This is a genomic window from Agathobaculum sp. (assembly GCF_050946325.1).
Taxonomy (GTDB): domain Bacteria; phylum Bacillota; class Clostridia; order Oscillospirales; family Butyricicoccaceae; genus Agathobaculum.
Map to the genome: position 1 here is coordinate 1 of NZ_JBMNUP010000173.1, position 3,191 is coordinate 3,191.

The 3,191-nt window shown below is 58.2% G+C and carries 3 protein-coding genes; all 3 read right to left on the reverse strand.

The annotated features are described in order from the left end of the window. A partial coding sequence (locus ACOYIE_RS10080) for a hypothetical protein (RefSeq protein WP_433412839.1) occupies positions 1 to 999 on the reverse strand: 999 nt, incomplete at its 3' end. Positions 1,000 to 1,021: 22 nt separating this feature from the next. Beyond that, positions 1,022 to 2,227, reverse strand: coding sequence for an N-acetylglucosamine-6-phosphate deacetylase (nagA, locus tag ACOYIE_RS10085; RefSeq protein ID WP_050005752.1), 1,206 nt, complete (start codon positions 2,225 to 2,227; stop codon positions 1,022 to 1,024). Positions 2,228 to 2,231: 4 nt separating this feature from the next. Beyond that, entirely contained in the window at positions 2,232 to 3,038 is an 807-nt protein-coding gene (locus ACOYIE_RS10090) for an amidohydrolase family protein (RefSeq protein ID WP_050005753.1), read from the reverse strand. Between the last annotated feature and the right edge of the window lie 153 nt (positions 3,039 to 3,191).

Sequence of the window (3,191 nt, forward strand, 5' to 3'; positions counted from 1 at the left end):
CTCTCTTTTTTCGGTATTATAAGCGAAAAGCTTAGTCTTATAGTGTTCACCGCAGATACCATAAAGCAGCCGATTTTCAGGATGAAAAGCCAGCGCGGGCAGCCTGCGGCTTTCAGGCGACGGGCAACACAGCAATTCGGCTTGTGCAGTAGCGGGATTAAGTCGGATCAGCGAGCCCGCGTCGGTGCCGATGTAGATCATGCCGTCCGGGCCCAGAATGGACGTATCCGGCTTGCTCTTATCGGCCGGGTCATCAGTGCGGGGAAGGCCGTGGTCAAAGAATGTCATCTCGTCCGTATCCGGCGAATAGCGGAACAGCCGAAGCGAATCCGGGCCGGTGCGGTACGAGAACGCCCGCAGGATGCCGTAAGTGCCCCACACGTTGCCGTCCTTATCAATGACGGGGTTATGCGCTTCGCAGAATTCCGCGGCGTTGCCGATATGGGCGATCACACGGCTCTTGCCCGTGTCGATGTCGTAGCGAAAGAATACCTCCGGTACTGCGCCAAACCCATAGATGATCCTGCGCTTGCGATCCAGCGCGATGGACTGGATATACGCCGGCGGGCACGGCCGTGCGAGGAACGTAAACTCCCCGGTGTTGATATCATATTTTACAAGGCGACCGCCCTTTGCAGTGAACTGCTTGTCGATATCATGGAACAGCGCAACACCGCCATACAGCGTATTGCCATCCAATTCCAGCGAGCGGTGAAACTTGGCGTCAAACGGCTCGCCCACCTTCTCGTAGCCGCAGGAGGTGATGGTTTTGGCCTTACGGTCAAATTTCCACAGCAGCTCAGCTGAAAAACTACCGATGCCCAGATATACGGCGTCCGACGGCTGGTGATACGCCAGCGACGTAATGGAAATCCATTTTTTCTTGTATTGCGGATCGCGGACAAAATCGTCATACGTCCACCGATCCAGCACCTCGGATTTCCAGTTGTCGAATTTTTGGTCGTAAATTGCATAGTGGGAAACATTTTTCAGTTTCATGTTTCTTCGTCCTTTCTGCAGTTTAGTTTAAGCGGTTATCGATAACCTGCTTTCCATCCCGTATCACGCCTTGCACCTGCAGGCCGCTATCCAGCAGCAGCAGATCCGCCCGCTTGCCGACGGCGATGCTGCCAATCTCGGCGTCCATACCCAGCATACGCGCGGGCGTAAGCGCCGCCATGCGCACCGCAGCCGTCAGTTCAACGCCGGCACGCTGCACCATCGTGCGCACCAGCCGCGAGGTTGTGGCGATGCTACCTGCAAAGTTTTTGCCGTCCGGCATCACGGCCACGCCGCCCTTTATGCAAATGGGCCGGCGTCCCTCCTTATCATCGTACACAACGGTGCCCTCCGGCACGTCCGCCGCGCCGGCGCGGATGGAATCGGTAATCAGTGCAATGTGCTCTGGGCCTTTGATCTTATAGATCAGCCGCAGAAAATCCGGCGGCAGATGCACGCCGTCTGCAATGACCTCCACATCCATTTCATCGATGAGAAACGCGGCCTCCACCACACCGCCCTCCCGGTGAGGCCCGTTGCGGTGCAGCACCGAACAGCCGGAATACAAATGCGTTACGCTGTGAAACCCGCGTCCAAAAGCCTCGTACACCTGTGCGGTGGTGGCGTCGGAATGGCCGACGCTGGCCATAATGCCCCGCTTATGCAGACGCTCGCCCAGCTCTAGCGCACCGGGAAGTTCACAGGCGATGGACCAGCGGCGCAAGCAGGGGGCCTGCTCCAGAATACGCTCGTATTCCGCCGCATCCGGCAGGCGGATGATCGTCTCATCCTGCGCGCCCCGCTCCTTTTGCGAAAAATAGGGCCCTTCCAGATGGACGCCGGCCAGCCTCGGCAACGGCGGAAGCTGCGCCTCCCTTTGCCGCATGGCCTCGTATATACGAAGGCTCTCCAGCGTGCCCTCCAGCGTTGTGCTGGACACCGTGGCCAGCATTGTGGTGGTGCCTCCGGCCAGGTGGGCCTGCATGGCCCGAACAAAGGCAGCCTCTTCCCCATCCCGGAAATCGGCCCCCGCGCCCCCGTGGACGTGCAGGTCTACAAAGCCCGGCGTGAGATACTGTCCTTTTGCGTCGATCACAGTGGAAAACGTTTGCTGCGGCGAAACGCCGCACCCATATGCTGTGATTTTTCCCTCCCGGCTGATTAGCCAAGCGTCCTGCAGCACCTGATAGGGCAAAACCAAATGCGCATGCTCGATTTTCAGGCTCATATTCTCACCCTCTCTGCAGCTGATCCAGGTGAAACAGCCTCTTTGCGTTCAGGCCCAGAATCTGCCTTTTTTCTTCATCCGTCAGCTCAGCCAACAAAATGCGGCCCACTGCGGCCTCCATAGAGTTCCAATAGGCGTCCGAGCCATACAGCACCTTGCAGGCGCCCGCGCCCCGCGCCATAGCCTCCACCGCGCCGTACCACACATAGCTGCAGGCCGTGTCCAGATAAACGTTCTCGTGGCGGGCCGCCACCTCAATGGCGCTGCGCACCGCGTCTTCCTCCCCGCCGGAATGCCCCAAAATGAATATTGTGCGCGGGAAGCTTTGCGCCAGCTTATGAAAGCGCAGCACCTCTTGCCCCCATGTGTGCAACAGCACGGGAAACCCGCGCTCGCCCGCCCATGCATAAACATATTGGTACTCGGGGCACTCAAAATCCATTTTATGCTCAACTGGGTGCAGCTTTACACCGCGAAAACAAGGGCAAGCGGCAAACTTTTCCATCTCTGTGCGGTGATCGTCCCGATGCGGGTCTGGGGCCAGATAACCCCAAAATCGGCCGGGATAGGTCTCGCACATGGCCAGCATTTCCGGATAGGCCTGCCAGTGCTCGCCCGTCGTCCAGAGGTTCGACACCACCCCACAGGTGACGCCGATCCTGTTCATCTGGGTAATGAGATCGCGATAATGCTCAAACCGGCTGAAGAATTTGGCCACGCGGGCGTTGTGCATGTGGCAGTCCACCACAAATTCTCCGGTCAGCGTCGCGCCGCTGCGCGCGGCCTGCGCCAGCGTTTGTCCGTGTTCCATTTCAATCCACCAGCTTTCTCTCCAGCAGGGCTTCCAGATTGCGTGCGGCAATTGCCTCTTTCTCGTTCTCAGAAATACATGCATAACTCACAAGGCAAACCGCGCTTCCCGGCGAAAACGTGCCCAAATTACTACCGAACAACAGCTTTTCCG

Bases quoted from the DNA above. Each gene is read 5' to 3' on its own strand.
- ACOYIE_RS10090 (WP_050005753.1), bottom strand. From the start codon at position 3,038: ATGGAACACGGACAAACGCTGGCGCAGGCCGCGCGCAGCGGCGCGACG.
- nagA (WP_050005752.1), bottom strand. From the start codon at position 2,227: ATGAGCCTGAAAATCGAGCATGCGCATTTGGTTTTGCCCTATCAGGTG.